The organism is Streptomyces nojiriensis, assembly GCF_017639205.1.
Taxonomy (GTDB): Bacteria; Actinomycetota; Actinomycetes; order Streptomycetales; family Streptomycetaceae; genus Streptomyces; species Streptomyces nojiriensis.
In genome coordinates this window covers 6337386-6360802 of the sequence record NZ_CP071139.1, presented here as the reverse complement: position 1 = coordinate 6360802, position 23417 = coordinate 6337386, and the positions used below count along the sequence as shown (strand labels likewise).

General features: G+C 71.4%; 26 protein-coding genes and 1 pseudogene. 7 read left to right on the top strand and 20 right to left on the bottom strand.

Features of this window, described 5'->3' with window-relative positions:
* Positions 1–61: 61 nt before the first annotated feature.
* Positions 62–343 carry an acylphosphatase gene (locus tag JYK04_RS29750; protein WP_030012523.1) on the bottom strand — a complete coding sequence of 94 codons (282 nt, stop codon included), beginning with the start codon at positions 341–343 and terminating at the stop codon, positions 62–64.
* 135 nt (positions 344–478) lie between these two features.
* On the opposite strand from JYK04_RS29750, the gene JYK04_RS29745 reads away from it, so the two are divergent.
* Positions 479–1441: a CAP domain-containing protein gene (locus JYK04_RS29745; RefSeq protein WP_189745515.1), complete on the top strand. Its 963-nt coding sequence runs from the start codon at positions 479–481 to the stop codon at positions 1439–1441.
* Positions 1442–1458: 17 nt separating this feature from the next.
* Here JYK04_RS29745 and JYK04_RS29740 read toward each other — a convergent pair whose 3' ends face one another.
* Complete coding sequence (locus JYK04_RS29740; RefSeq protein WP_446459382.1) at positions 1459–2061, bottom strand: flavodoxin family protein; 603 nt, start codon at positions 2059–2061, stop codon at positions 1459–1461.
* 135 nt (positions 2062–2196) lie between these two features.
* On the opposite strand from JYK04_RS29740, the gene JYK04_RS29735 reads away from it, so the two are divergent.
* Positions 2197–2601, top strand: coding sequence for a winged helix-turn-helix transcriptional regulator (locus tag JYK04_RS29735; RefSeq protein WP_189745511.1), 405 nt, complete (start codon positions 2197–2199; stop codon positions 2599–2601).
* On the opposite strand, the gene mutM is transcribed toward JYK04_RS29735, so the two are convergent.
* The 9 genes from mutM to JYK04_RS29690 all read right to left on the bottom strand — a co-directional run bounded on the left by mutM (position 2574) and on the right by JYK04_RS29690 (position 11607).
* Positions 2574–3467: a bifunctional DNA-formamidopyrimidine glycosylase/DNA-(apurinic or apyrimidinic site) lyase gene (gene mutM, locus JYK04_RS29730; RefSeq protein ID WP_189745508.1), complete on the bottom strand. Its 894-nt coding sequence runs from the start codon at positions 3465–3467 to the stop codon at positions 2574–2576. The genes JYK04_RS29735 and mutM overlap by 28 nt on opposite strands.
* Positions 3468–3582: 115 nt before the next feature.
* The gene (rnc, locus tag JYK04_RS29725; protein WP_189745506.1) at positions 3583–4431 is read right to left on the bottom strand and encodes a ribonuclease III; all 849 of its coding nucleotides are present in this window, start codon (positions 4429–4431) and stop codon (positions 3583–3585) included.
* A 19-nt stretch (positions 4432–4450) separates the two neighbouring features.
* Complete coding sequence (rpmF, locus tag JYK04_RS29720; RefSeq protein WP_003965982.1) at positions 4451–4624, bottom strand: 50S ribosomal protein L32; 174 nt, start codon at positions 4622–4624, stop codon at positions 4451–4453.
* A 2-nt stretch (positions 4625–4626) separates the two neighbouring features.
* Positions 4627–5277, bottom strand: a complete 651-nt coding sequence (locus JYK04_RS29715) for a YceD family protein (RefSeq protein ID WP_229876768.1) — start codon at positions 5275–5277, stop codon at positions 4627–4629.
* 129 nt (positions 5278–5406) lie between these two features.
* On the bottom strand, positions 5407–6468 hold the full coding sequence (locus JYK04_RS29710) for an ATP synthase subunit B family protein (RefSeq protein WP_189745502.1): 1062 nt from the start codon (positions 6466–6468) through the stop codon (positions 5407–5409).
* Positions 6469–6571: 103 nt separating this feature from the next.
* Positions 6572–7051 (bottom strand): pantetheine-phosphate adenylyltransferase, encoded by a 480-nt coding sequence (gene coaD, locus JYK04_RS29705; protein ID WP_189745756.1) that lies wholly within the window; start codon positions 7049–7051, stop codon positions 6572–6574.
* A 14-nt stretch (positions 7052–7065) separates the two neighbouring features.
* The gene (gene rsmD, locus JYK04_RS29700; RefSeq protein ID WP_189745500.1) at positions 7066–7644 is read right to left on the bottom strand and encodes a 16S rRNA (guanine(966)-N(2))-methyltransferase RsmD; all 579 of its coding nucleotides are present in this window, start codon (positions 7642–7644) and stop codon (positions 7066–7068) included.
* A gap of 73 nt (positions 7645–7717) precedes the next feature.
* On the bottom strand, positions 7718–9910 hold the full coding sequence (gene recG, locus JYK04_RS29695; protein ID WP_189745488.1) for an ATP-dependent DNA helicase RecG: 2193 nt from the start codon (positions 9908–9910) through the stop codon (positions 7718–7720).
* 26 nt (positions 9911–9936) lie between these two features.
* Positions 9937–11607, bottom strand: a complete 1671-nt coding sequence (locus tag JYK04_RS29690) for a DAK2 domain-containing protein (RefSeq protein WP_189745486.1) — start codon at positions 11605–11607, stop codon at positions 9937–9939.
* Between the two features lie 240 nt (positions 11608–11847).
* Between JYK04_RS29690 and rpmB the strand changes: the two genes are divergently transcribed.
* The gene (gene rpmB / locus JYK04_RS29685) at positions 11848–12033 is read left to right on the top strand and encodes a 50S ribosomal protein L28 (RefSeq protein ID WP_007266795.1); all 186 of its coding nucleotides are present in this window, start codon (positions 11848–11850) and stop codon (positions 12031–12033) included.
* 121 nt (positions 12034–12154) lie between these two features.
* Here rpmB and thiD read toward each other — a convergent pair whose 3' ends face one another.
* Positions 12155–12955, bottom strand: coding sequence for a bifunctional hydroxymethylpyrimidine kinase/phosphomethylpyrimidine kinase (gene thiD / locus JYK04_RS29680; protein WP_189745484.1), 801 nt, complete (start codon positions 12953–12955; stop codon positions 12155–12157).
* Positions 12952–13935, bottom strand: a complete 984-nt coding sequence (locus JYK04_RS29675; protein WP_189745482.1) for a thiamine-phosphate kinase — start codon at positions 13933–13935, stop codon at positions 12952–12954. Before JYK04_RS29675 ends, thiD begins: the two co-directional genes overlap by 4 nt.
* Positions 13936–14180: 245 nt before the next feature.
* Between JYK04_RS29675 and JYK04_RS29670 the strand changes: the two genes are divergently transcribed.
* Both JYK04_RS29670 and JYK04_RS29665 read left to right on the top strand, forming a co-directional pair.
* A complete protein-coding gene (locus JYK04_RS29670) occupies positions 14181–14414 on the top strand; it encodes an Lrp/AsnC family transcriptional regulator (protein WP_030011290.1) in 234 nt (77 codons plus the stop codon).
* Positions 14415–14437: 23 nt separating this feature from the next.
* Positions 14438–14950: a DUF3515 domain-containing protein gene (locus tag JYK04_RS29665; protein WP_189745753.1), complete on the top strand. Its 513-nt coding sequence runs from the start codon at positions 14438–14440 to the stop codon at positions 14948–14950.
* Positions 14951–15050: 100 nt separating this feature from the next.
* Here the strand turns inward: JYK04_RS29665 and JYK04_RS29660 are convergent, their stop codons facing one another.
* The 3 genes from JYK04_RS29660 to JYK04_RS29650 are packed head-to-tail and all read right to left on the bottom strand — an operon-like array spanning position 15051 to position 18007.
* Positions 15051–16208, bottom strand: a complete 1158-nt coding sequence (locus JYK04_RS29660; protein WP_189745480.1) for a D-alanine--D-alanine ligase family protein — start codon at positions 16206–16208, stop codon at positions 15051–15053.
* A gap of 39 nt (positions 16209–16247) precedes the next feature.
* Entirely contained in the window at positions 16248–17258 is a 1011-nt protein-coding gene (locus tag JYK04_RS29655; protein WP_189745478.1) for an NAD(P)H-dependent glycerol-3-phosphate dehydrogenase, read from the bottom strand.
* Positions 17255–18007, bottom strand: a complete 753-nt coding sequence (locus JYK04_RS29650; RefSeq protein ID WP_189745476.1) for a lysophospholipid acyltransferase family protein — start codon at positions 18005–18007, stop codon at positions 17255–17257. Before JYK04_RS29650 ends, JYK04_RS29655 begins: the two co-directional genes overlap by 4 nt.
* A 166-nt stretch (positions 18008–18173) precedes the next feature.
* On the opposite strand from JYK04_RS29650, the pseudogene cofC reads away from it, so the two are divergent.
* Positions 18174–18848: pseudogene (gene cofC / locus JYK04_RS29645) on the top strand (2-phospho-L-lactate guanylyltransferase); the annotation flags it as partial.
* Positions 18849–19165: 317 nt separating this feature from the next.
* Here cofC and JYK04_RS29640 read toward each other — a convergent pair.
* From JYK04_RS29640 to leuC, 4 genes are all read right to left on the bottom strand, one after another.
* Entirely contained in the window at positions 19166–19849 is a 684-nt protein-coding gene (locus JYK04_RS29640; protein WP_189745472.1) for an HU family DNA-binding protein, read from the bottom strand.
* 144 nt (positions 19850–19993) lie between these two features.
* Entirely contained in the window at positions 19994–20221 is a 228-nt protein-coding gene (locus JYK04_RS29635) for an SCO5555 family protein (protein ID WP_030009267.1), read from the bottom strand.
* Positions 20222–20358: 137 nt separating this feature from the next.
* Complete coding sequence (gene leuD / locus JYK04_RS29630) at positions 20359–20952, bottom strand: 3-isopropylmalate dehydratase small subunit (RefSeq protein WP_189745470.1); 594 nt, start codon at positions 20950–20952, stop codon at positions 20359–20361.
* A 3-nt stretch (positions 20953–20955) separates the two neighbouring features.
* On the bottom strand, positions 20956–22380 hold the full coding sequence (leuC, locus tag JYK04_RS29625) for a 3-isopropylmalate dehydratase large subunit (RefSeq protein ID WP_189745468.1): 1425 nt from the start codon (positions 22378–22380) through the stop codon (positions 20956–20958).
* A gap of 184 nt (positions 22381–22564) precedes the next feature.
* Here leuC and ndgR point away from each other — a divergent pair, with 184 nt between their 5' ends.
* Positions 22565–23281, top strand: coding sequence for an IclR family transcriptional regulator NdgR (ndgR, locus tag JYK04_RS29620; protein ID WP_007266782.1), 717 nt, complete (start codon positions 22565–22567; stop codon positions 23279–23281).
* The last annotated feature ends 136 nt before the right edge of the window (positions 23282–23417 follow it).

Sequence of the window (23417 nt, the reverse complement as noted above, 5' to 3'; positions counted from 1 at the left end):
GCGCAGTTCCGACCATGTGCGGACGATCCGAGATGTGATGAGTGCATGATCAGTCGATCGGTCACCGCATCCCGAATCCGTCGTAGCCACCGCGCGGTGTGCCCCAGATCTCTGTCACTCCGTCCACCCGGCCGGGCGTGTCGGAGGAGCGCAACCAGTCGAGCAGCCGGTGGCAATTCTCACGTTGACCTTCGGCGACCACCTGCACTCGCCCGTCGTCGAGGTTGAGCGCGAAGCCGACGACCCCGCCGATCTCCAGGGCGTTCTCCCTGGTGAACCAGCGGAAGCCCACTCCCTGCACACGGCCGCGCACCCAGGCGGTCAGACGGACATCTTCATTCATGCGTGAACGCTAACCGGGCCGGCACTTTCGGGACACATCGCCCCCAGGCCCCATGGCGTACAGTCGCGCAGCAATGAACTCACCCATTTGGGTGGGTAAGGGATGATCTTGACCCGGCAAGGAAGGCACGCTCCGATGGGCCGTCACCGACTCCCCGCCGCGCCGCACAGCGGCGTCAAGCGCGGCACCGCCCTGCGCACCGGCCTGCTGGGCGTCTCGGTGGCCGTCGCCCTCGGCACCGCGGCCGTCACCACCGGCATGGTGCCGGTCGGCGGCTCCTTCCCCTATGTGGGTGTCAGCGGTACGGATGCCCCCACTCCGGAAGCCAGGGCCAAGGCCTCGACCGGCCCCGACACGGCCCTGCCGCAGCAGAACGGCCTCGCGAACCTGTCCGGCCGCGCCTCCTCCGGCACCGGCGCGGGCACCGCCTCCCCGAAGCCGTCGGCCCCGGCCTCCCCGCCGGCGTCCGCTTCCGCGAGCCCCGCGCCGAGCGGTTCCCCGAGCGCCTCGCCCTCGCCGTCCGCCTCGCCGTCCGCCGCGCCGAGCGACTCCCCCTCCCGGTCGGCGACTCCGGCCCCGTCCACCAAGGCCCCGCGCACCGCCCCGGCGGCTCCGGTCTTGCCCGCCGCGCCGACGGCCCCGGCACCCGCCACGAGCCAGGCCCCGGCCCCGGCGCCCTCGAAGTCGGCCACCCCCGAGCCCCGCCCGGCCCTGGACAGCCACTCCGCGGAGGAGTCCGCCGTCGTCGAACTGGTGAACCAGGAGCGCGCGCTGGCCGGGTGCGGCCCGGTCCGGGCCAATCCGCCGCTCGCGGCGCTGGCCGGGGCCTTCAGCCTGGACATGGCCACCCGTGGCTTCTTCAGCCACGAGGACCCCGAGGGCAACACCCCCTGGGACCGCGCCACCAAGGCCGGCATCGCCGGCCTCGGCGGCGAGAACATAGCCCGTGGCCAGGGTGACGCCGAGGCCGTGATGAAGGCCTGGATGAACAGCCCGGACCACAAGGCGAACATCCTCAACTGTGAGTTCCGCACCCTGGGCGTCGGTGTCCACGTCGCGGCCGGCGGCCCCTGGTGGACCCAGGACTTCGGTTTCTGAGCCGAGCCCGCGAGGGCTCAGACCGCGGCGGCGGCCAGGGCCGCGCGGCCCGCGATGACGATGCGGGTCTGCTCGGCGACCCGGCGGCCCAGGTGCTCGGCGGTCGCGATGTCGGCCTTGTGGACCGCGTCGGCACCCTCGTCGGAGTTGGTCTGCGCGGCGGCGCCGGAGAAGAAGCCGAGCCGGTTCAGGTCGTTCTCGGAGGCCGTGCTGGAGTTCCAGCCCGGCTTCAGGCCCAGGTTGACCCAGCTCATGCCGTGCTGGGCGGCCAGGATCTGGAAGAACTGCAGGGTGTGCAGCTTGTCACCGCTCTTGGACGCGGAGTTCGTGAAGCCGGCCGCGACCTTGTCCTGCCAGGTGTCGCCGAACCAGCGCTTCGAGGAGGCCTCGGCGAAGACGTGGAAGGCGCCGGAGGCGGTGCCCATGTACGTCGGGGACCCGAAGACGATCGCGTCGGAGGCGTCGAGCAGCTCCCACTGGGCGTCGTCGATCTCGTCGACCTTGATCAGGTGAACGGTCGCCCCGGCTTCCACGGCGCCGCTGCGGACCGCCTCGGCGACGACGGCGGTGTGGCCGTAGCCGGAGTGGTAGGCGATCGAGACGACGGGGGTGTGCGTGATTGCGGACAAGGCTGATCTCTCCCTCGGGAAAACTCTCGTCGCGGCACAGGACGTGGTGCGACGAGAGAAAGAGAATCACTAACTTTTAGAAAGCGCAACCCCTGAGTTAGCGCTGCCGGGGAGTACGCTGTCTTCATGGAGACCCCCGCCTGTACCGAAGCCGTCGAGACAGAACAACCGTTCGACGTCTTCGCGCGCGCCTGCCCGTCCCGGGAAACCCTCGAACACGTCACCGGCCGCTGGGGCAGCCTCACCGTGGGCGCTCTGCGCGAAGGCCCGTGCCGCTTCAACGAGCTGCGCCGCCGGGTGGAGGGCGTGAGCGAGAAGATGCTCTCCCAGACCCTGCACGCGCTGGAGCGCGACGGCATCGTGCACCGGGAGGCCCAGCCCACCAATCCGCCGCGCGTCGACTACGAACTGACCCCGCTCGGCGTCGAGGTCGCGGACCGGCTGCTGGCGCTCATCCACTGCCTGGAGGGGAACATGCCGGCGGTGCTGGGTGCCCGGCAGTCCTACGACGCCACGCGCGGCGGCCGCTGACAGCGCGGGCAGAAGTAGCTCGACCGGTTCATCCACGGCCGGCGCCGGATCGGCGTACCGCAGCGCCGGCAGGGTTCGTCCTCGCGCCCGTAGGCGTCGAGCGAACGGTCGAAGTAGCCCGACTCCCCGTTCACGTTGACGTACAGGCTGTCGAAGCTGGTGCCGCCGACCGTGAGGGCGGCGTTCATGACGTCCCGGGCATGGCCGAGGAGTTCCGCGCTCCGGAGGCGCGTGAGGCCCGCGGTCGGGCGCTCGTAGTGCAGCTTGGCGCGCCACAGCGCCTCGTCCGCGTAGATGTTGCCGACCCCGCTGATCAGGGACTGGTCCAGCAGCGCGCGCTTGACGGTGGTCCGCTTGGCGCGCAGCGCGAGGTGGTAGGCGCCCTCGTCGAAGAGCGGGTCCAGGGGGTCGCGCGCGATGTGCGCGATCACGTCCGGCAGCCCGTCGGTGCTGTCGGCGGCGACCTCGTGCAGCGAGAGCCCGCCGAAGGTCCGCTGGTCCACGAAGCGCAGCTCCGTCCCTGCGGCGCCCGCGGCGGAGCCGCTGTCGGAATCAGTGAAGCGCACCCGGATCCGCAGGTGCTTCTCGTCGGGGGCGTCCTGCGGCTGCACCAGCAACTGCCCGCTCATCCCGAGATGTCCGAGCACGGACAGGTCACGGCCCTCCAGCGGCAGCCACAGGTATTTCCCGCGCCGCTGCGGCACCCCGATGGTCTCCCCGCGCAGCCGCGCCGCGAAGTCGGCACCGCCGCCCGGATGGCGCCGGACGGCCCGCGGATGCAGGACCTCGACGGCCTCGACGGTCCGCCCCGCCACCCAGCGCTCCAGCCCCCGCCGCACGACTTCGACTTCGGGCAACTCGGGCACGGGGCACCTCCGATGGGAGTGGATCTGACGCTCGTGGCGAGCGTACCGGGCGCCCGGAAACGGAACCGCCCGCCCCTGCGAGGCAGGGGCGGGCGGGTACATCCCGAAGGAAGGGTCAGGCGTCCGGCGCCGAGTCGGCGGGCGTCGGCACCCCGCCGTTCTCGGTCCCGGCCGAAGCCGGAACCCCGGCCGGACCGGCAGTCGCGGCGGCTGCCGCGGCTGCGGTCCGCTCGTCCGCGGCGGCACGGATTCCGCGCCATGCGGACTCCGCGGCCTGCTGTTCCGCTTCCTTCTTGCTGCGGCCGGTGCCGGTGCCGTACGAGACACCACCGACGCGAGCGGCAGCAGTGAAGGTCTTCTCGTGGTCCGGACCGGTCTCGGAGACCAGGTACTCGGGCACGCCAAGGCCTTCGGCCGCCGTGAGTTCCTGGAGACTGGTCTTCCAGTCCAGGCCGGCCCCGAGGTTCGAGGACTTCTCGATGAGCGGGTCGAAGAGCCGGTGGACCAGCTCCGAGGCCGCGTCGAGGCCCTGATCGAGGTAAACCGCGCCGATCACCGCTTCCAGGGTGTCGGCGAGGATGGAGGCCTTGTCCCGGCCTCCCGTGCCCTCTTCGCCCCGGCCGAGCCGGATGAAGGAGCCGAGTTCGAGGCCGCGTCCGACCTCCGCCAGTGCGCGCGAGTTGACCACCGCGGCCCGAAGCTTGGCCAGCTGGCCTTCGGGGAGATCCGGGTGGGTCGTGTACAGCGTGTCCGTGACCACCAGGCCCAGCACGGAGTCCCCGAGGAACTCCAGGCGTTCGTTGGTGGGCAGACCGCCGTTCTCGTACGCGTACGAGCGGTGGGTCAGCGCACGCACCAGAAGGGCGGACTCGAGTTGATACCCGAGCCGCCCTTCCAGAAGCGTGTGGGACGAGGCCGCGTTGTTACTGTCTGCCTGCTTCTCAGCGTTGGACAGCTCAGACATTGCGCCTCTCACCAGCCGCTCAGACCTCGAGGACCTGGCGCTTGTTGTAGGTGCCGCAGCTCGGGCACGCAATGTGCTGGAGCTTCGGCTCCTGGCAACGCTCGCACGAAACCAGGGTGGGGACCGCAGCCTTCCACTGCGACCGGCGGTGGCGCGTGTTGCTGCGCGACATCTTCCGCTTCGGAACAGCCACGGCTACTTCTCCTGCTTCTCGGCGGCGCCCTGAACTCCGTCAGAGGCAGTGCCGCTCATGTTGTCCTTCTCGCCGTCCTGATCGGTCACGACGAGTCCTTGCAATGCCGCCCAACGGATGTCGACGGCGTCATGGTGGTGGTCCGGGTCGTCGTTCAGGCTGAGCCCGCAATCGGGGCACAGTCCGAGACAGTCCTCCCGGCACACCGGCTGCATGGGCAGTGCAAGCACCACCACATCCCGCAGCACGGGTTCGAGGTCGAACAAACCGTCCTCGAGGAAGAGCGTGTCCTCGTCGTCCTCGGCGTCGTCGGCCGGTTCCGCCTTGGAGCGGCTCCGGTCGTCGGCGTCAGGGTACGAGAACATCTCCTGGAAGTCCGCCTTGAGCTCGCGCTCGACGGACTCCAGACACCTTACGCACTCCCCTACGGCCGACGCACGGGCGGTGCCTGTGACAAGCACCCCTTCCATGACCGACTCCAGGCGGAGGCTGAGCTTCACCGGGGCGCCTTCCGGCACTCCGATGACGCCGACGAGACCGAAGTCCGCCGGTGCCGCGATCTCACGGGACAGCCGCTGCATGACACCAGGACGCCGGCCCAGCTCGTGCGTGTCGAACACGAGGGGGTTGCGGTGGTCGAGGCGGGTATTCAGGGCCGTTCCTGCTTTCACAGATCGCTGAAGATCAAAGATTCCGCCGCACTAGGGCAGCATGGATCGCGGTGCATACGCGCGACCGAACAGCCAGGATACCCGCAGCGGCGCCCAGCGCCCAATCCGGTACTAGCGCCCCTGTTCGTACTGGCGCAGCTGGTCCAGGTTGATCATGCTCGTGTCGAAGAGGCTGGTCTCGTCGAGCGAGGGCTGCTGGGCCTGCGGCTGGTACGCGGCATAGGGATCGGGCTGCTGCGCGTCGTAGTGCGCGGCGTAGGCCGCTCCGGTGGAGCCGCCGCCCGCGGTGGAGTACGGGTCCTGCTGCGGGTAGCCGCCGTACGGATCCTGGTAGGAGTACGCGTCCTGCTGCTGGGCGGCGGGCTGGGCGGGCTGCTGGTAGCCGTACGTGTCGTACACGGGCTCCGCCTGCGCCGGGATCGGCGCCTGGGCGCGCAGCGGCTCCGGCTCCGCCAGGCCCGCCAGGAAGTCCGAGTCGCTCGCCGAGCGGGACTGCTGTCCGCCCACCGCGTCCTGCGCGGCCATGTGCACGCCCAGGTCGTCCGTCGGGACCCGGCCCAGGAGCTTCTGGCGGCCGCGGCCCACGGCCTCCAGGGTCTTGGAGAGCACCGCCTCGAAGGTCGCCAGCTTGGTGTCCACGTAGGCGTCCGCCTGCTGCCGCTGCGTCTCGGGGTCGTGACTGCGCTCGGGCGCATCCATGTCCGGGTAGCCGTGCTCGTCCAGACCCGGGCCGCGGCCCAGGAGCTTCTCGCGGCCCCGGTCCACCGAACCGATGGTCTTGGTCAGCACGACCTCGAAGTTCGCGAGCTTGCTGTCGACGTAGTCGTCGGCCTCGGCCCGGATCTCCTCGGCCTCCCGGCGGGCCTCCTCCAGGATCCGGTCCGCCTCGGCCTGGGAGCGCCGCGCGATCTCGGTGTCGGAGATCAGCGAACCGCGCTGGTTGTGGGCCGCGTCGATGATCCGCTCCGCCTCCCGGCGGGCCTCCTCGACCACCTGCTCCCGGCCGCCGATGAGCTCCTGAGCCTGCGCGAGCGAGCCGGGCAGCGCCTGGCGCACCTCTTCGAGCTGTTCGAGCAGCTCGGCGCGGTTGATCACGCAGGAGGCCGACATGGGCATGGACCGGGCGCCGCCGACGGCCGCGACGATCTCGTCGAGCTTCTTCTGCACGTCCATGGGGGCTCGCACTCTCTCGGCCTCAGGCGGTTCCTGAGACGGACGGGACGACTGTACGGCCACCGGGCGGGCCCCCGACACTGCCTGACGCCCTGTCAGACGGTCAGCGGTTGCGCAGCCGCTCCAGGAGCGCCGCGTGGACGTGCGCCGGCAGCAGGTGGGCGACGTCGCCGCCCCAGGTCGCGACCTCCTTGACCAGCGAGGAGGACAGGAAGCTGTAGGTGGGGATGGTCGGGACGAACAGCGTCTCGACGCCCGACAGGCCCATGTTCATCTGGGCCATCTGGAGCTCGTAGTCGAAGTCGCTGACCGCGCGCAGGCCCTTGACGATGGCCGGGATGTCCCGCTGCTTGCAGAAGTCGACGAGCAGTCCGCGGAAGGCCTCGACCTGGACGTTGCCGTAGTCGGCCGTCGCCTCGCGGATCAGCTCGATCCGCTCGTCGACGGTGAACAGGCCCTGCTTCGACTCGTTGATCCCCACGGCGACGTGCACGACGTCGTACAGCCTGGAGGCTCGTCCGATGATGTCGAGGTGCCCGTTGTGGATGGGGTCGAAGGACCCCGGACAGACGGCGCGGCGCAACTGAACTCCCTCGTTCATGAGTCTTCGCTGGAGAAGCCGGCGCGGCCGTACCAAAGGGTGCCCTCGCCGTACTTGCGCGACCGGAGCGGCTCGAAGCCCTCGGGCCACGGGAAGGCGCCGCTCCTGGTGCTGCGCTCCACGGTGACGAGCGCATCGCCGGTGATCCAGCCATTGGACCGGAGTGTGAGGAGGATCTCCCGCAGGTCCGCGCTGTCCACCGCGTACGGCGGGTCCAGGAAGACGATGTCGTACGGGTCGCCCGCGGCCCGGGCCGCCACGATCTGCTCGGCCTTGCCCGCGCGGAACTCCGCTCCGGGCAGGCCCAGCGTCCGGATGTTGTCCCGGATCGCCTTGGCGGCCTTGGCGTCGGCCTCGACGAGCAGGGTGTGGGCCGCGCCCCGGGAGAGCGATTCCAGGCCGACGGCGCCGGAGCCGCCGTACAGGTCGAGCACCCGGGCGCCTTCGACGCCGTGCAGCGACTCCCAGGTCGAGAAGAGGCCTTCGCGCATCCGGTCCGAGGTCGGCCGGGTGCCGGTGCCGGGGGGCACGGCCAGCCGTCGCCCGCCGGCGCTGCCGGCGATCACGCGGGTCATCTGGGGTCCTTCGGTACGGCGGTAGGGGGGTGCCCCGGCGCTGCCGCGGCACTCCAACGATAGGTCGTGCCGCTCAGCCCTTCTCCAGGTACTGCTCGCGCTCGGTGTCGAGCAGGGCGTCCAGCGCGGTCCGCAGGCCCGGCAGGTGTTCCAGCGCGGGGTCCTCGGCGACGACGCGGGTGGCCTCCTCCCGGGCCTGGGCGATGACCTCCTCGTCCTCGATGACGGCGAGCATGCGCAGCGAGGAGCGGACTCCGGACTGGGCCTGGCCGAGCACATCGCCCTCACGGCGCTGCTCCAGGTCGATCCGGGAGAGCTCGAAGCCGTCGAGGGTGGCGGCGACGGCGGCCAGCCGGGCCCGGGCGGGGCTGGCCTCGTGCATCTCGCTGACCAGCAGGCACAGACCGGGTGCGGAGCCCCGGCCGACGCGGCCGCGCAGCTGGTGGAGCTGGGAGACGCCGAACCGGTCCGCATCCATGATCACCATGACGGTGGAGTTGGGGACGTTCACCCCGACCTCGATGACCGTCGTGGCGACCAGCACCTTGACCTCGCCGGCGGCGAACCGGCGCATGACGTCGTCCTTGTCGGCGGGGTCCATCCGGCCGTGCAGCACCTCGACGGCCAGTCCCGCCAGCGGTCCGCGCGTGAGCTGTTCGGCGATCTCCACGACCGCGAGCGGCGGCCTCTTGTCGCCGTCGTCCTCGGCGGACTTCTTCTTGGGATCGTCCTCCCCGTCCCCGATGCGGGGGCAGACCACATACGCCTGGTGCCCCTTCCCGACCTCCTCTCGGACCCGTTCCCAGGCCCGTGCGAGGAAGTGCGGCTTGTCCTTGGAGGGCACCACGTGCGTCGCGATCGGGGAGCGCCCGGCCGGCAGCTGGTCCAGGACGGAGGTCTCCAGGTCACCGAAGACGGTCATGGCGACCGTGCGCGGGATCGGGGTCGCCGTCATCACCAGCAGGTGCGGGGGCTGCTTCCCCTTGGACCGCAGCGCGTCGCGCTGCTCCACCCCGAAGCGGTGCTGCTCGTCCACGACGACCAGGCCGAGGTCGTGGAACTGCACCTTGTCCTCGATCAGCGCGTGCGTGCCGATCACGATCCCGGCCTCCCCGGTGACCAGGTCGAGCAGGGCCTGGCGGCGCGCGGGCATCCCCATGGAGCCGGTGAGCAGCACCACCTTGGTGCCCCGGTCGGAGCCGCCGAGCATGCCCCCCTCGGCCAGTTCGCCCATCATCTCGGTGATGGAGCGGTGGTGCTGCTGGGCGAGCACCTCGGTGGGCGCGAGCATGGCCGCCTGCCCGCCGCTGTCCACGACGGCGAGCATCGCCCGCAGCGCGACCAGGGTCTTGCCCGAGCCGACCTCTCCCTGGAGGAGGCGGTGCATGGGGTGTTCGGTGGCCAGGTCGTCGAAGATCTCCTTCGAGACGGTCTGCTGGCCCTGGGTGAGGGTGAAGGGCAGTTTCGCGTCGAAGGAGTCGAGCAGGCCGCCGGGGACCGGGCGGCGCGGGACGGCCGGGAGCTGGGAGTCGGCGTGCCGGCGGCGGGCCAGGGCGACCTGGAGGACGAAGGCCTCGTCCCACTTCAGGCGCTGCCGGGCGTCCTCGATGTCGGCCTTGGTGGACGGGCGGTGGATCTTCAGCAGGGCCTCGGTGAGCGGGACCAGCCCGCGGCCCTCGCGCAGGGCGGGCGGCAGCGGGTCCACGGCGTCCTGGGCGCTGGGCAGCACCGCGTCCACGCACTTGGCGATCTTCCAGGACTCCAGCTTGGCGCAGGCCGGGTAGATCGGGATGAGCTGACTGGCGAAGGCGGCCGCGGCGTCCCGGTCGGAGGCCTCCCCGCCGAGCGGCTCGTAGGCCGGGTGGGCGAGCTGGAGCTTGTGGTTGAACTTGGAGACCTTGCCGGCGAACATCGCGCGGCTGCCGGGCAGCAGGTCCTTGTGCGGCTTGTGGACGCCGGCGCCGAAGAAGACCAGCTGGAGGCGGCCGCTGCCGTCGGTGATGGTCACCTCCAGCCGCTTGCCGCGCCCCCCGTTGAAGGTCAGGATCCGGGCGTCGGCGACCTGCGCGACGACGGTCACGTGCTCGTCGATCTGGTCGGCGAGCTCGGCGAGCGAGGTCAGCTCGCCGCGCTCGGCGTACCGCCGGGGGTAGTGGTGGAGCAGGTCCAGGGCCGTGTGCAGGCCGAGCTGCTCGGCCAGCACCTTGGCGGTGGCGGGGCCGAGCGTCTTCTTGAGGTCTTCGTCGAGCGCGGGCACGTGTTCCATTGCACACCATGGCGCTGACAAGCCCGCTATTCCACCCCGACCAGGAGCGGCGCCGAGTACCGGCCGCCCCGGTAGGTGACGGTGTCCACGGCGAGGTGGCCCTGCTGGACGTAGGCCTCCAGGCGCTCGGCGACGGCGTCCGGTACGTCGGGTCCCAGGACCAGGGTGACGAGTTCGCCGCCGGAGCCCAGCATCCGGTCCAGGACGGCCTCGGCGGTCTCGGCCAGGCCGGAGCCGATCACCGCGACGTCCCCGTCGATGAGGCCGAGCACGTCGCCGGCCTGGCAGATGCCGGCCGAGGTGAAGGACTGCCGTTCGGCGACGGCCAGTTCCCCGTACCGGGTGGCGCCGGCCGCCGCCGTCATGGCGACCACGTCCTCGTCGAAGCTGCCCTCCGGGTCGTGCACGGCGAGGGCGGCCAGGCCCTGGACCGCGGAGCGGGTGGGGATCACGGCCACCCGTACGCCCTCGGCGCGGGCCTGTTCGGCCGCCGCGGCCGCGGCGGCGCGCAGTTCGGCGCCGCCCGGCAGCAGCACCACCTCGCGGGCGTGCGCGCGGCGGACGGCGTCGAGCAGTTCGGCGACGGCCGGCGGCTCCCCGGGGCGGACGAGCACGGTGGTCGCTCCCGCCTCCCCGCACAGCCCGGCCAGCCCTTCGCCGGGGACGACGGCGACCACGGCCCGCTGGGCGCGCTCGCCCCGCGCCCGGCGGCGCTCGTCCCCGAAGTGGGTGATCCGTATCCGGTAGGGCCGTCCGGCGACGACTCCGGCCTCCACGGCCGCGCCGGGGTCGTCGACGTGGACGTGGACGTTCCACAGGCCGTCGCCGCCGACCACGACCAGTGAGTCGCCGAGTCCGTCGAGGCGTTCGCGCAGTTCGCCGACGGCCGCCTCGGAGGCCTCCAGCAGGTAGATCACCTCGTACGCGGGCCCGTCCTCCGCCTGCGCGCAGGGGTCCGGCGACTGCGGTACGGGCACCGCGCGGCCGCGTACCGGTTCGGCGGCCGGTTCCTGGCCGGACAGTGCCTGCCACAGGGCGCCGAAGACGACCACCAGCCCGCAGCCCCCGGCGTCGACCACGCCGGCCCGGCCCAGCGCGGCGAGCTGCCCGGGGGTCTCGGCGAGGGCGGCGCGGGCCCCGTCGTAGGCGGCGCGGGCCACCTCGGCCGCGGTCCCGGCGGCGGCTCCGGCGGCCTCGCCGGCCCGGGCGGCGGCGCCGGCGACGGTGAGCATGGTGCCCTCCACCGGGTGCGCGACGGCCGCGTACGCCTCCTCCGCGGCCCGGGTCAGGGCGCGGGCCAGCAGCCCGCCGGGGCCCTGTCCGGCCTGCTGCGCCCGCGCGGCGGGCTCGTCGCCGAGTACGTCGGCCACTCCGCGCAGCAGCTGCGCCAGGATCGTCCCGGAGTTCCCGCGGGCTCCCACCAGGGCTCCGTGCGCCCAGGCCCGTACGGCCTCGGCCAGGGAGGTCGGCGCTGTGCCGTCGGTCACCCCGGGGAAGGCCTCGGCGAGGCCGCGGTCGGCCGATTCGGCCGTGAGGTAGAGGTTGGTGCCGGTGTCCGCGTCGGCGACCGGGTAGACGTTGATCGCGTCGATGTCCTCGCGGGCCCGGCCCAGTGCGGCCAGGGCCAGCGAGCTCCAGGTGCGCACCGCTGCGGCGTCGAGCTCGTCAAGGGGCTGCGGCTGAGGCTCGTGCGCCACCGGGCGTTCCTCCTTGTGCGGGCCAGGGTTCACCGCAGGGTAACGAAGGACCGCCCGGGCGTCGGGACCGCGGGGCGGGGGCAGCGGCGGACATGGTAGTTTTCTTGGACGGACGCAGTCGTTGTATGCTGCTCCGGTTGCCCGGCGAGAGTCGGGCCATTCCCCCGGCAAACCACTTCAGACCTCTGAATCCGGTGCGCCGGTTTCACTGTAATTGCATCTGAAGTCTTGGAGTGACCTGTGGCTGCCAACTGCGACGTTTGCGCCAAGGGGCCGAGCTTCGGCAACAACATCTCCCACTCGCACCGCCGCACCTCGCGTCGCTGGAACCCGAACATCCAGCGCGTCCGTGCCGTGGTCAATGGGACGCCGAAGCGCCTCAACGCCTGCACCTCGTGCATCAAGGCCGGCAAGGTCTCGCGCTGACGCCTCCCGTCGTAGCGCAGCCCTTTCCGGTTGCCAAAAAGGCCGGTTCACCTCTGGTGAACCGGCCTTTTGCCTTGTCCGGGGGCCCGGCCGGAGGGCCGGCCGGGCCGTCGCAGCGGGTTCAGCGCCACTGCCAGGCGTGATCCACCGGGCCGATGCCCCCGCCGAGCGCGAAGCCGGCGGCGATGGCGCCCGTGACGTACTCCTTGGCGGCCGTGACGGCCTCCGGGACGGTCAGTCCCCTGGCCAGGCCCGCCGCGATCGCGCTGGCGAGGGTGCAGCCGGTGCCGTGGGTGTGCCGGTTGTCGTGCCGGGGCGCCCGCAGCCACCGCTCCTCGGTGCCGTCGCTGAGCAGGTCCACCGCCTCGTGGCCGTGCGCCGCGAGGTGCCCGCCCTTGATCAGCGCCCACCGCGGCCCGTGCCCGAGGATCGCGTCGGCGGCCCGCCGCATGTCGTCCTCGGTCTCCACCACCACACCCGTGAGCTGGGCCACCTCGTCCAGGTTGGGGGTGGCCACCGTGGCGCGCGGCAGCAGCTCCTTGCGTACGGCGTCCAGCGCCGAGGCGGCGAGCAGCGCGTCCCCGTGCTTGGAGACCCCGACGGGGTCCACGACGGCCGGGGCCCGGGTGTCCGCGAGCAGCGCGGCCACCGTCTCCACCAGGACGGCGGAGGAGAGCATCCCGGTCTTCACGGCCTGGACCCCGATGTCGTCCACGACGGCCCGGTACTGGGCCGTGACGGCCTCGGCGGGCAGCTCCCAGACCCCGCGTACCCCGAGCGAGTTCTGCGCCGTCACGGCGGTCACCACGCTCATGCCGTGCACCCCGAGCGCCAGCATGGTCTTGAGGTCGGCCTGGATGCCCGCGCCGCCGCCGGAGTCGGATCCGGCGACGGTCAGGCACAGCGGTGGGGCGGTGCTCACGGCGCGCCGTCCTGGGCGGCCGGGTCGGCCCCGAAGTGGTCCCAGCCGCCGGTGCTGGTCCAGGGTGCGCCGTCGACGGTCACCTGGGGCAGCGCGGAGCGGTTGAGCACCTCGCCGATGACCTTCCAGCGGGCGGGGAGCTTCACGTCGGGCGGGAAGGTCGCCACGATCGCGTGGTCCTCTCCCCCGGTGAGCACCCACTGCAGCGGGTCCACGCCGACGGCCTGCCCGATGTCGTGCATCTGGGTCGGGATGTCGACGGCCGCCGAGCGCAGGTCGATCCGTACCTTGCTGGCCTCGGCGATGTGCCCGAGGTCGGCGATCAGGCCGTCGCTGACGTCGGTCATCGCGGTGGCGCCGAGTCCGGCGGCCGCGGGGCCCGCGTGGTACGGCGGCTCGGGGCGCCGGTGCGCCTCGACGAAGGCCCGCGGGGAGCGGAAGCCGCGCGAGAGCACGGCGAAGCCGGCCGCGGACCAGCCGAGCCAGCCGGTGACGGCGACGACGTCGCCGGGCTGGGCGCCGGAGCGCAGGACGGGCTCGTGGTTGCGCAGGTCGCCGAGGGCGGTGATGGCGACGGTGATGACGTCCCCGCGGACGACGTCCCCGCCGACCACGGCCGCGCCGGCGACCTGGCACTCGTCGCGGATCCCGTCCATCAGCTCGGTGGGCCAGGTGACCGGCAGTTCGGCGGGGACGACGAGGCCGAGCAGCAGCGCGGTCGGCACCGCGCCCATGGCGGCGATGTCGGCGAGGTTCTGCGCGGCGGCCTTGCGGCCGACGTCGTAGGCCGTGGACCAGTCACGCCGGAAGTGCCGGCCCTCCAGCAGGATGTCGGTGCTCGCCACGACCCGCCGGTCGGGGGCGGACACCACCGCGGCGTCGTCGCCCGGTCCGAGCCGGACCGCCGGGGTGGTGGTGAGCCGTGAGGTGAGCTCCCTGATCAGCCCGAACTCCCCCAGCTCGCCGACAGTGCCCTTCATCGCTGTGCCCCTTCTTGCCCAGTCCGCTTGCGGTCGCGAGCCGTCTCAGCTCTGGGTACCGTCAACAGATACGTCAACTTCTGCTCTCCGTACGCCCCGCTGTGCGTGGCGCCGGGCCCGCGGGTCTCCCCGCGGCGCACGGCGACGCGGTACCGTGGCGTCCCTTCTTCCCCCGGCCCGTTCAATCGTGTGGGGCCCACCCGAAGGTTAGGGGAAATGATCCTCGTGGCCGCCCTGGAGGTTCCGTGGTACAGGCGTACATCCTTATCCAGACCGAAGTGGGCAAGGCGTCGTTCGTCGCCGAGTCCATCGGCCAGATCCCGGGGGTGATCCAGGCCGAAGACGTGACGGGCCCGTACGACGTGATCGTGCGCGCCCAGGCCGACACCGTGGACGACCTCGGCCGTATGGTCGTCGCCAAGGTCCAGCAGGTGGAGGGGATCACCCGCACCTTGACCTGCCCGGTGGTCCATCTGTAGCCCCCGTCTACTCTTGGCCGGTGATGTCCCTCCACCACCGGCCCCTGCGTGTCCGCGCCCTGTCCGCCCTGCCCGCCTCGATGGCCGTCCTGGCCGCCGCGGCGTGCACTCCGGGCGGATCCGACGAAGCCCGGGTGGACCCACCGCCCACGCCGCCCGCCGCCGTCGCGGGACTCTGTGCGGCACTGCACAAAGAGCTCCCGGAGACGGTGGCCGGCCTGGCGCGGACCAGAACCGAACCGGAGTCCGATCTGACCGCCGCGTGGGGCGGTTCGGCGATCGTACTGCGGTGCGGTATCCCCAAGCCCCCCAAGATGCTCGATCCGAAGCAGGAGGGCGTCCACGTGAACGGAGTGGCCTGGCTGCTGGAGAAGCTCGACGACGGTTCGGGCGGGGGGTTCCGGTTCACCACCGGGCTGCGGCTCGCCTACACCGAGGTCCGGGTCGACAAGGAGCATGCCACGGATGCGGGCATGCTGGTCGGCCTGTCCACGGCGATCACCGCGACCGTGCCCGAGGGCATCGCCTCCTACTGACCACCGCGCTCGGCGTACCGCGTACCGGGTACCGAGCACACCGCCGCCCGCCGACCGCCTTCGAAGGCGGTCGGCGGGCGGTCGGCTTTTGGGACGACTGTCAGCGCAGGCCGGTGGAGCGGCGCAGGGCCGCCTGGATCAGGCTGTCCACCAGCTCCGGGTACTCGATGCCCGTCTTCTGCCACATCAGCGGGTACATGGAGATCGGCGTGAAGCCCGGCATCGTGTTGATCTCGTTGATGACGAAGGTGCCGTCCTCGGTGAGGAAGAAGTCGGCGCGCACCAGGCCCTCGCAGGACGCGGCCTCGAAGGCCTCGATCGCGAGCCGCTGCACCTCGGCGGTCTGCTCCGGGGTGAGCGGGGCGGGCACGATCCCGGAGGCGGAGTCGATGTACTTCGCCTCGAAGTCGTAGAAGTCGTGGCTGGACACCGGCGGGATCTCGGCGGGGACGCTCGCGCGCGGCCCGTCCTCGAACTCCAGGACCCCGCACTCGATCTCGCGGCCGCGCAGCAGCGCCTCCACGATGATCTTCGGGTCGTGGCGCCGGGCCTCCTTGACCGCGGCGTCCAGGCCGGAGGCGTCGTCGACCTTGGTGATGCCGATGGAGGAGCCGGCCCGGGCGGGCTTGATGAACAGCGGCCAGCCGTGCTCGGCGGCGAAGTCCAGGATCTTGCCCGTGGCGGCGTCCCGGTCGGCTTCCCACTCGCGGGGGCGGATGGTCACGTACGGGCCGACGCGCAGCCCGAAGGAGGTGAACACCCGCTTCATGTAGTCCTTGTCCTGGCCGACGGCCGAGGCGAGGACACCGGAGCCGACGTACGGGATGCCGGAGAGCTCCAGGAGGCCCTGGAGCGTGCCGTCCTCGCCGTACGGGCCGTGCAGTACGGGGAAGACGACGTCGACCTCGCCCAGGGCCTTGGGGACGGCGCCCGGTTCGGTGTAGACGACCTGGCGGCTGGCGGGGTCGACCGAGAGCACGACGGCGCCGTCCTCGGACTCCGCGAGCTCCTCGACACTCGGGAGCTTGCGGTCGGCGATGGCCATCCGCTCGGGCTCGTCGGCGGTCAGCGCCCATCGGCCGTCCGAGGTGATGCCGATGGGCAGCACCTCGTACTTGGAGCGGTCGATGGAGCGCATCACGGCGCCCGCCGTGACGACCGAGATGGCGTGTTCCGAGCTGCGGCCGCCGAACACGACGGCCACGCGGGGCTTGCGGCCCTGCTGCTCAGGGGTCTGGGGGAGGTTCTCGCTGCTCATATCGCCACGAGAGTACCCGCTCAAGCGTCCGGAAAGGAGCTAGCGACGTTCCGGTTTGGCGCTGCGGCCCATCAGGTCCTTGAGCGCGACCAGGGTCGGCTTGCCGTGGTGGACGATGTCCACCACCGTGTCGGTGATCGGCATGTCCACCCCGTGGCGGCGGGCCAGATCCGCCACCGACTGGCAGGACTTGACGCCCTCGGCGGTCTGCTTGGTGACCGCGATGGTCTCCTCCAGGGTCATCCCGCGGCCGAGGTTGGTGCCGAAGGTGTGGTTCCGGGAGAGCGGCGAGGAGCAGGTGGCGACCAGGTCGCCGAGGCCCGCGAGGCCGGAGAAGGTGAGCGGGTCGGCGCCCATCGCCACGCCGAGGCGGGTCGCTTCGGCGAGTCCGCGGGTGATGAGCGAGCCCTTGGTGTTGTCGCCCAGGCCCATGCCGTCCGCGATGCCGACGGCGAGGCCGATGACGTTCTTGACGGCGCCGCCGAGCTCGCAGCCGGTGACGTCGGTGCTCGTGTACGGGCGGAAGTACGCGGTGTGGCAGGCGGCCTGGAGGCGCTGGGCCACGCTCTCGTCGACGCAGGCGACGACGGAGGCGGCGGGCTGGCGGGCGGCGATCTCGGCGGCCAGGTTGGGGCCGGTGACCACGGCGATGCGCTCGGCGGGGACCTTGGCCACCTCCTCGATGACCTCGCTCATCCGCTTGGCGGTGCCGAGTTCGATGCCCTTCATCAGGGAGACGAGCACGGTGTCGGGGGCCAGCAGGGGCGTCCACGCGGCGAGGTTCTCGCGCAGGGTCTGGGACGGGACGGCGAGGACGGTGAAGTCCGCGCCGGCCGCGGCCTCGGCCGGGTCGGTGGTGGCCCGCAGGTTCGCGGGCAGTTCGACGCCGGGGAAGTAGTCCGGGTTGGTCCGGCCGGTGTTGATGGCGTCGACCACCTCCTGGCGGCGGCCCCACAGCGTCACCTCGCAGCCGGCGTCGGCGAGGACGATGGCGAAGGCCGTGCCCCAGGAGCCTGTTCCGAAGACGGTCGCCTTCACGGGACGTGTCACTTGTTGCCCTCCCCTGCGGCCTTGCGCCGCTGTTCCGCCCTGGCGTTGCGATGGTCGTACGGCTGCTCGGGCGCGGTCTCGCCGCGCACCTCCTCCAGCAGCGCGGTGATGGCGGCCATGATGACCTCGGTGACCTCCCGGAGGACCTCCGGGGTGGGTTCCCGGTCGTAGAAGGCGGAGAGGTCCACCGGCGGTCCGGCGAGCACCTGGAGGGTCTTGCGCGGGAGGAGCCGGACCTTGTTCTCCTTGGCGTAGGGCGGCATCGCGAGGTTCGCGCCCCACTGGGCCACGGGGATGACGGGCGCCCTGGTGATCAGCGCCACGCGGGCGGCGCCGGTCTTGCCGGCCATCGGCCACATGTCGGGGTCGCGGGTGAGGGTGCCCTCCGGGTAGAAGGCCACGCATTCGCCCCGCTCGATGGCGTCCACGGCGGCCCGGAACGCGTCCAGGGCGTTGGTGGACTCCCGGTAGACGGGGATCTGTCCGCTGCCGCGCAGGATGGACCCCACGACAGGGACTTTGAAGAGGGCGGCCTTGGCGAGCAATCGGGGCACCCGGCCGGTGTTGTACTGGAAGTGCGCGTACGAGAGCGGGTCCAGATACGAGTTGTGATTGACGGCGGTGATAAATCCGCCCTCGGCCGGAATGTGCTCCATTCCCCGCCAGTCCCGCTTGAAGAGCACTACCAGCGGCGGTTTTGCGATGACCGCCGCCAGGCGGTACCAGAAGCCGATTCTGCGGCGGGACACTCGGACACCTTCCTCTAGGACCGGTGCGCGGCTTGGGCACCTCGTCGGCCGGACAAGTGTCACCCCACGCCCGGTCTCTGTCGAGAACACCGTACGCCCCGCTCACCCCGCCGGACTCCCGGGTTGCCCGGGCGGAGGCGACAATGGGCCGACACATGACCCGGCCATGACCCGACCATGGCCGAAGGACGTGCCGGAGCGCACCGGAGGGAAGGGGTCCGTCACGAACGCCGTCTGGAGCCTGGTGGTCCCGCTGAAGCCTCTGGCGGTGGCGAAGAGCCGTCTCGCACGGGCGGTGGGCGCCTCCCGTCCGGGCCTTGCCCTGGCCTTCGCCCAGGACACCGTCGCGGGGGCCCTGGCCTGCGCGGCGGTCGCGGATGTGGTGGTCGTCACGGACGACGCCGCGGCCGGTGCGGAACTGGCGCGGCTCGGGGCGCGGATCGTCCCGGACGTCCCGGCGGCCGGGCTCAACGCGGCCCTGGACCACGGGGCGCGGGCGGCGCGGGCGGGGCGGCCGGGCGCCGCGGTGGCCGCGCTGAACGCCGATCTGCCGGCGCTCCGGCCCCCGGAATTGCAACGCGTGCTCGAAAACGCTTCGGTATTTCCGCGGGCATTTCTGGCGGATGCGGCCGGAATCGGGACGACCTTGCTTTCCGCGGCGCCGGACGTGGAATTGGCCCCCTCCTTCGGGGGGCCGTCACGGTCCAGGCATTCCGCCTCGGGGGCGGTGGAAATCGCCTTGGCGGGCGTCGACAGCGTGCGCCGGGACGTGGACACGGCGGCCGATCTGCGCACCGCGCTCACCCTCGGCGTGGGGCGTCACACCGCCCGATACAGTGCCCGTATGCAGGCGACCGCGTACACGTACGACTCCCAGACCCGCAGCGGCAGTGTGCTGCTCGACGACGGCACTCCGGTGCCCTTCGAGGCCCCGGCCTTCGACGCGGGCGGCCTGCGGCTGCTGCGGCCCGGGCAGCGGGTCCGGATCGAGACGGACGGTACGGGTGCGAGCCTGCGCATCACCCTCGTGACGCTGCAGACGTTCTGATCCCAAGGGCCGGCCGCCCGCGACCCGGACCGGTCGCCGGCGCGCCGAACGCACCGCGGGCCGGCTCCCCCGCACGGGGAAAGCCGGCCCGGCCTGTGTGACGCGTGCCCCTACTTCTTGCGGGCGGTGGTCTTCTTCGCGGTGGCCTTGCGCGTCGCCGTCTTCTTGGCGGGCGCCTTCGTCGCTGCGGTGACCTTCTTGGCCGCCGGCGCGGTCTTCTTCGCCGCGGCGGTGGTCTTCTTCGCGGCGGGCGTGGTCTTCTTTGCCGCGGCGGCGGTGGTCTTCTTCGCGGCCGCGGTGGCCTTCTTGGCCGTGGCGGTGCTCTTCACCGCCGCCTTCTTGGCGGTCGCCGTGGCCTTCTTGGCCACGACCTTCTTTGCGACCGTGGTCTTCGCCGCGGCCTTCTTGGCGGTGGTGGCCTTCTTGGCCGCGGCCTTCTTGACCGTCGCGGAGGCACCACCCGTGAGGCTGCCCTTCGGCGCCTTCTTCACGGACACCTCGCCACCCTTGGGGAGCTTCTTGGTGCCGCTGACCAGGTCTTTGAAGCCCTGGCCGGCACGGAAGCGGGGCACAGAGGTCTTCTTGACCCGGACGCGCTCACCCGTCTGCGGGTTGCGGGCGTAACGGGCCGGACGGTCGACCTTCTCGAACGAGCCGAAGCCCGTGACCGAGACCCGGTCGCCCGCGACGGTAGCGCGGACGATCGCGTCCAGTACCGCGTCGACAGCGTCCGCGGCCTGCTGGCGGCCGCCCAGCTTGTCGGCAATCGCTTCTACGAGCTGCGCCTTGTTCACGTCTTCCCCTTCGGAGACTTCGCCAGAACGAATGTGTTCAAGCTTATTTCGCACGTTAGGCGGATATATACCGCAAATCAAACACGAAACGGGCTAATCACCCTAGTGCCGCAACGCTGTAGGCCGTTACGGAGTTCCTTCGCATCAGTCGCCTTCAGGGAATCGACCCTCGTCGAGGTCCTTCATCAACCTGTCCAGGCGCCTTGCCGCATCGGCGAGATCATGCTTCGCCGCGGCCGTGACGACCAACAGCTTCCGGGACAGCGCCATCCTTACGCCCTCCGGGACTTGCAGTGAGCGCACCCGTGTGTGTGCTTCTTTCAACCGGTCCGCGACGAGTTCGTAGAGCTCGAGTTGACTGTCGCGTTCCATGCACAGATTGTGCCATCTGGGGCGAGTTGTCGCCTCACGGGGCCTCAACAAACGGCTGTGCCCCCCGCCGGAGGGCGGGGGGCACAGTGTTGTCGATGTGATCACCCGAAGGTGAATAAGCGCTGATCAGGCAGGAATCAGGCCTGAATCGTGCGCGGCTTGTAGGTGGGCCGGGCGCTTTCGTACGCGGCGATGTCCGCTTCGTTCTGAAGGGTGAGCGAGATGTCGTCCAGGCCCTCCAGCAGACGCCAGCGCGCGTTGTCGTCGAGTTCGAACTCCGCGACGACGCCTTCCGCCCGCACCTGGCGGTCGACCAGGTCGACCGTGATCTCGGCGGTCGGGTCGGCCTCCGTCAGCTTCCACAGCCGCTCGACGGTCTCCTGCGGGAGGACGACGGTCAGCAGACCGTTCTTCAGCGAGTTCCCGCGGAAGATGTCGGCGAAGCGGGAGGAGATGACCGTCTTGAAGCCGAAGTTCTGCAGGGCCCAGACGGCGTGCTCGCGCGAGGAACCCGTACCGAAGTCGGGGCCGGCGACCAGTACGGTCGCGCCTGCGCGCTCCGGGCGGTTCGTGATGAACTCCGGGTCCTTGCGCCAGGCCTCGAAGAGCCCGTCCTCGAACCCGTCGCGCGTGATCTTCTTCAGCCAGTGGGCCGGGATGATCTGGTCGGTGTCGACGTTGCTGCGGCGCAGCGGGACGGCCCGGCCGGTGTGGGTGGTGAAGGCTTCCATGGTTCAGACTCCGGCGGTCGCGTCGGCGGCGGACAGGTCGGCGGGCGAGGCCAGATGGCCCAGCACCGCGGTGGCGGCGGCCACCTGCGGGGATACCAGGTGGGTGCGCCCGCCCTTGCCCTGCCGGCCCTCGAAGTTGCGGTTGGAGGTGGACGCGGAGCGTTCACCGGGCGCCAGTTGGTCGGGGTTCATGCCCAGGCACATCGAACAGCCCGCGTGCCGCCACTCGGCGCCGGCCTCCTTGAAGACCTTGTCCAGACCCTCTTCCACGGCCTGCAGGGCGACCCGGACCGAGCCCGGGACGACCAGCATCCGTACGCCGTCGGCGACTTTGCGGCCCTCGACGATGCCGGCGACGGCGCGCAGGTCCTCGATGCGGCCGTTGGTGCAGGAACCTACGAAGACGGTGTCGACCTTGATGTCCCGCAGCGGCTGTCCGGCGGTCAACCCCATGTACTCCAGGGCCTTTTCGGCTGCCAGGCGCTCCGAAGCGTCCTCGTACGAAGCCGGGTCGGGGACGTTCGCGGACAGCGGCGCGCCCTGGCCCGGGTTGGTGCCCCAGGTGACGAAGGGGGACAGCGCGGCGCCGTCGATGACGACCTCCGCGTCGAAGACCGCGTCGTCGTCCGTGCGCAGGGTCTTCCAGTACTCGACCGCCGCGTCCCAGTCCTTGCCCGTGGGGGCGTGGTCACGGCCCTGCAGGTAGTCGAAGGTGGTCTGGTCGGGGGCGATCATGCCCGCGCGGGCACCGGCCTCGATCGACATGTTGCAGATGGTCATGCGGGCTTCCATCGACAGCTTCTCGACGGCCTCGCCCCGGTACTCCAGGATGTAGCCCTGGCCGCCGCCGGTGCCGATCTTGGCGATGATCGCCAGGATCAGGTCCTTCGCGGTGACGCCCTCGGCCAGCGCGCCGGTGACGGTGATCGCCATCGTCTTCGGGCGGGCCAGCGGGAGCGTCTGGGTGGCCAGCACGTGCTCGACCTGGCTCGTACCGATACCGAAGGCCAGCGCCCCGAAGGCGCCGTGCGTGGAGGTGTGCGAGTCGCCGCAGACCACGGTGGTGCCGGGCTGGGTCAGTCCCAGCTGCGGTCCCACGACGTGGACGACGCCCTGCTCGACGTCACCCAGCGAGTGCAGGCGCACGCCGAACTCGGCGCAGTTCGCACGCAGCGTCTCCAGCTGGGCGCGGGAGACCGGGTCGGCGATCGGCTTGTCGATGTCGAGGGTGGGGGTGTTGTGGTCCTCGGTCGCGATGGTGAGGTCGAGGCGTCGGACCTTGCGGCCGGCCTGGCGCAGTCCTTCGAAGGCCTGCGGGCTGGTCACCTCGTGCAGCAGGTGCAGATCGATGAAGAGGAGGTCGGGCTCGCCTTCGGCGCGCCGGACGACATGGTCGTCCCAGACCTTCTCCGCGAGTGTCCTACCCATCGCTTTCCCTCCGGCCGGCCGGTTGTGCCGGCGCTTCATAGAGATCTTGTGCGCCGTGCCGTCCGTACCCCACGTCCCGGACGACGGCTCGGACCCAGTGGTTCGTGGACCCGCACATACAGACTCGCTGGTTCTTGGAAAAATTGAACTTGCGTTTCACAGTGTGAGACGCGAATATCGTTTCATGGACAACTCTAGCGGCGTCGGCGTTCTCGACAAGGCAGCTCTGGTATTGAGCGCACTGGAGTCCGGTCCGGCCACCCTCGCCGGGCTGGTCGCGGCGACAGGGCTCGCACGACCCACGGCACATCGCCTTGCCGTGGCACTGGAACACCACCGGATGGTGGCGAGGGACATGCAGGGCCGGTTCATCCTCGGACCGCGGCTGGCGGAGCTCGCCGCCGCGGCCGGCGAGGACCGCCTGCTGGCCACGGCGGGACCGGTACTCACCCACCTCCGTGACGTGACGGGAGAGAGCGCGCAGCTCTACCGCCGTCAGGGAGACATGCGCATCTGCGTGGCGGCCGCGGAGCGGCTCTCGGGTCTTCGGGACACCGTTCCGGTGGGCTCGACGCTCCCGATGAAGGCCGGTTCGGCCGCGCAGATCCTGATGGCCTGGGAGGAGCCCGAGCGGCTCCACCGCGGCCTTCAGGGCGCGCGCTTCACGGCGACGGCCCTCTCGGGCGTACGGCGTCGCGGCTGGGCGCAGTCGATCGGCGAGCGGGAGCCCGGTGTGGCGTCCGTCTCGGCGCCGGTGCGCGGGCCGTCGAACCGCGTGGTGGCCTCCGTCTCGGTCTCCGGACCGATCGAGCGACTGACCCGCCACCCGGGCCGGATGCACGCCCAGGCCGTCATCGACGCGGCCGCACGGCTCACCGAGGCCCTGCGCCGCTCCGGCTGAGCCCTCCCCCGGCCCACGGGGCCACTCCCCCGCCCACCCTCCGGGCCCGGGGGCGCGTACGACGCCGCACACGTCCTAACACGCGCCTTCGGGCCCGTACTTACCTGCGCGCCGACATACGAAAGAGGCCCTCCGC

Excerpts from the sequence above, each read along its gene's own strand:
- JYK04_RS29750 (WP_030012523.1), bottom strand. The coding sequence starts at position 343 with ATGAATGAAGATGTCCGTCTGACCGCCTGGGTGCGCGGCCGTGTGCAG.
- JYK04_RS29745 (WP_189745515.1), top strand. The coding sequence starts at position 479 with ATGGGCCGTCACCGACTCCCCGCCGCGCCGCACAGCGGCGTCAAGCGC.
- JYK04_RS29735 (WP_189745511.1), top strand. The coding sequence starts at position 2,197 with ATGGAGACCCCCGCCTGTACCGAAGCCGTCGAGACAGAACAACCGTTC.
- rnc (WP_189745506.1), bottom strand. The coding sequence starts at position 4,431 with ATGTCTGAGCTGTCCAACGCTGAGAAGCAGGCAGACAGTAACAACGCG.
- JYK04_RS29710 (WP_189745502.1), bottom strand. The coding sequence starts at position 6,468 with ATGGACGTGCAGAAGAAGCTCGACGAGATCGTCGCGGCCGTCGGCGGC.
- rsmD (WP_189745500.1), bottom strand. The coding sequence starts at position 7,644 with ATGACCCGCGTGATCGCCGGCAGCGCCGGCGGGCGACGGCTGGCCGTG.
- recG (WP_189745488.1), bottom strand. The coding sequence starts at position 9,910 with ATGGAACACGTGCCCGCGCTCGACGAAGACCTCAAGAAGACGCTCGGC.
- JYK04_RS29675 (WP_189745482.1), bottom strand. The coding sequence starts at position 13,935 with ATGAAGGGCACTGTCGGCGAGCTGGGGGAGTTCGGGCTGATCAGGGAG.
- JYK04_RS29665 (WP_189745753.1), top strand. The coding sequence starts at position 14,438 with ATGTCCCTCCACCACCGGCCCCTGCGTGTCCGCGCCCTGTCCGCCCTG.
- JYK04_RS29660 (WP_189745480.1), bottom strand. The coding sequence starts at position 16,208 with ATGAGCAGCGAGAACCTCCCCCAGACCCCTGAGCAGCAGGGCCGCAAG.
- JYK04_RS29635 (WP_030009267.1), bottom strand. The coding sequence starts at position 20,221 with ATGGAACGCGACAGTCAACTCGAGCTCTACGAACTCGTCGCGGACCGG.
- leuD (WP_189745470.1), bottom strand. The coding sequence starts at position 20,952 with ATGGAAGCCTTCACCACCCACACCGGCCGGGCCGTCCCGCTGCGCCGC.
- leuC (WP_189745468.1), bottom strand. The coding sequence starts at position 22,380 with ATGGGTAGGACACTCGCGGAGAAGGTCTGGGACGACCATGTCGTCCGG.
- ndgR (WP_007266782.1), top strand. The coding sequence starts at position 22,565 with ATGGACAACTCTAGCGGCGTCGGCGTTCTCGACAAGGCAGCTCTGGTA.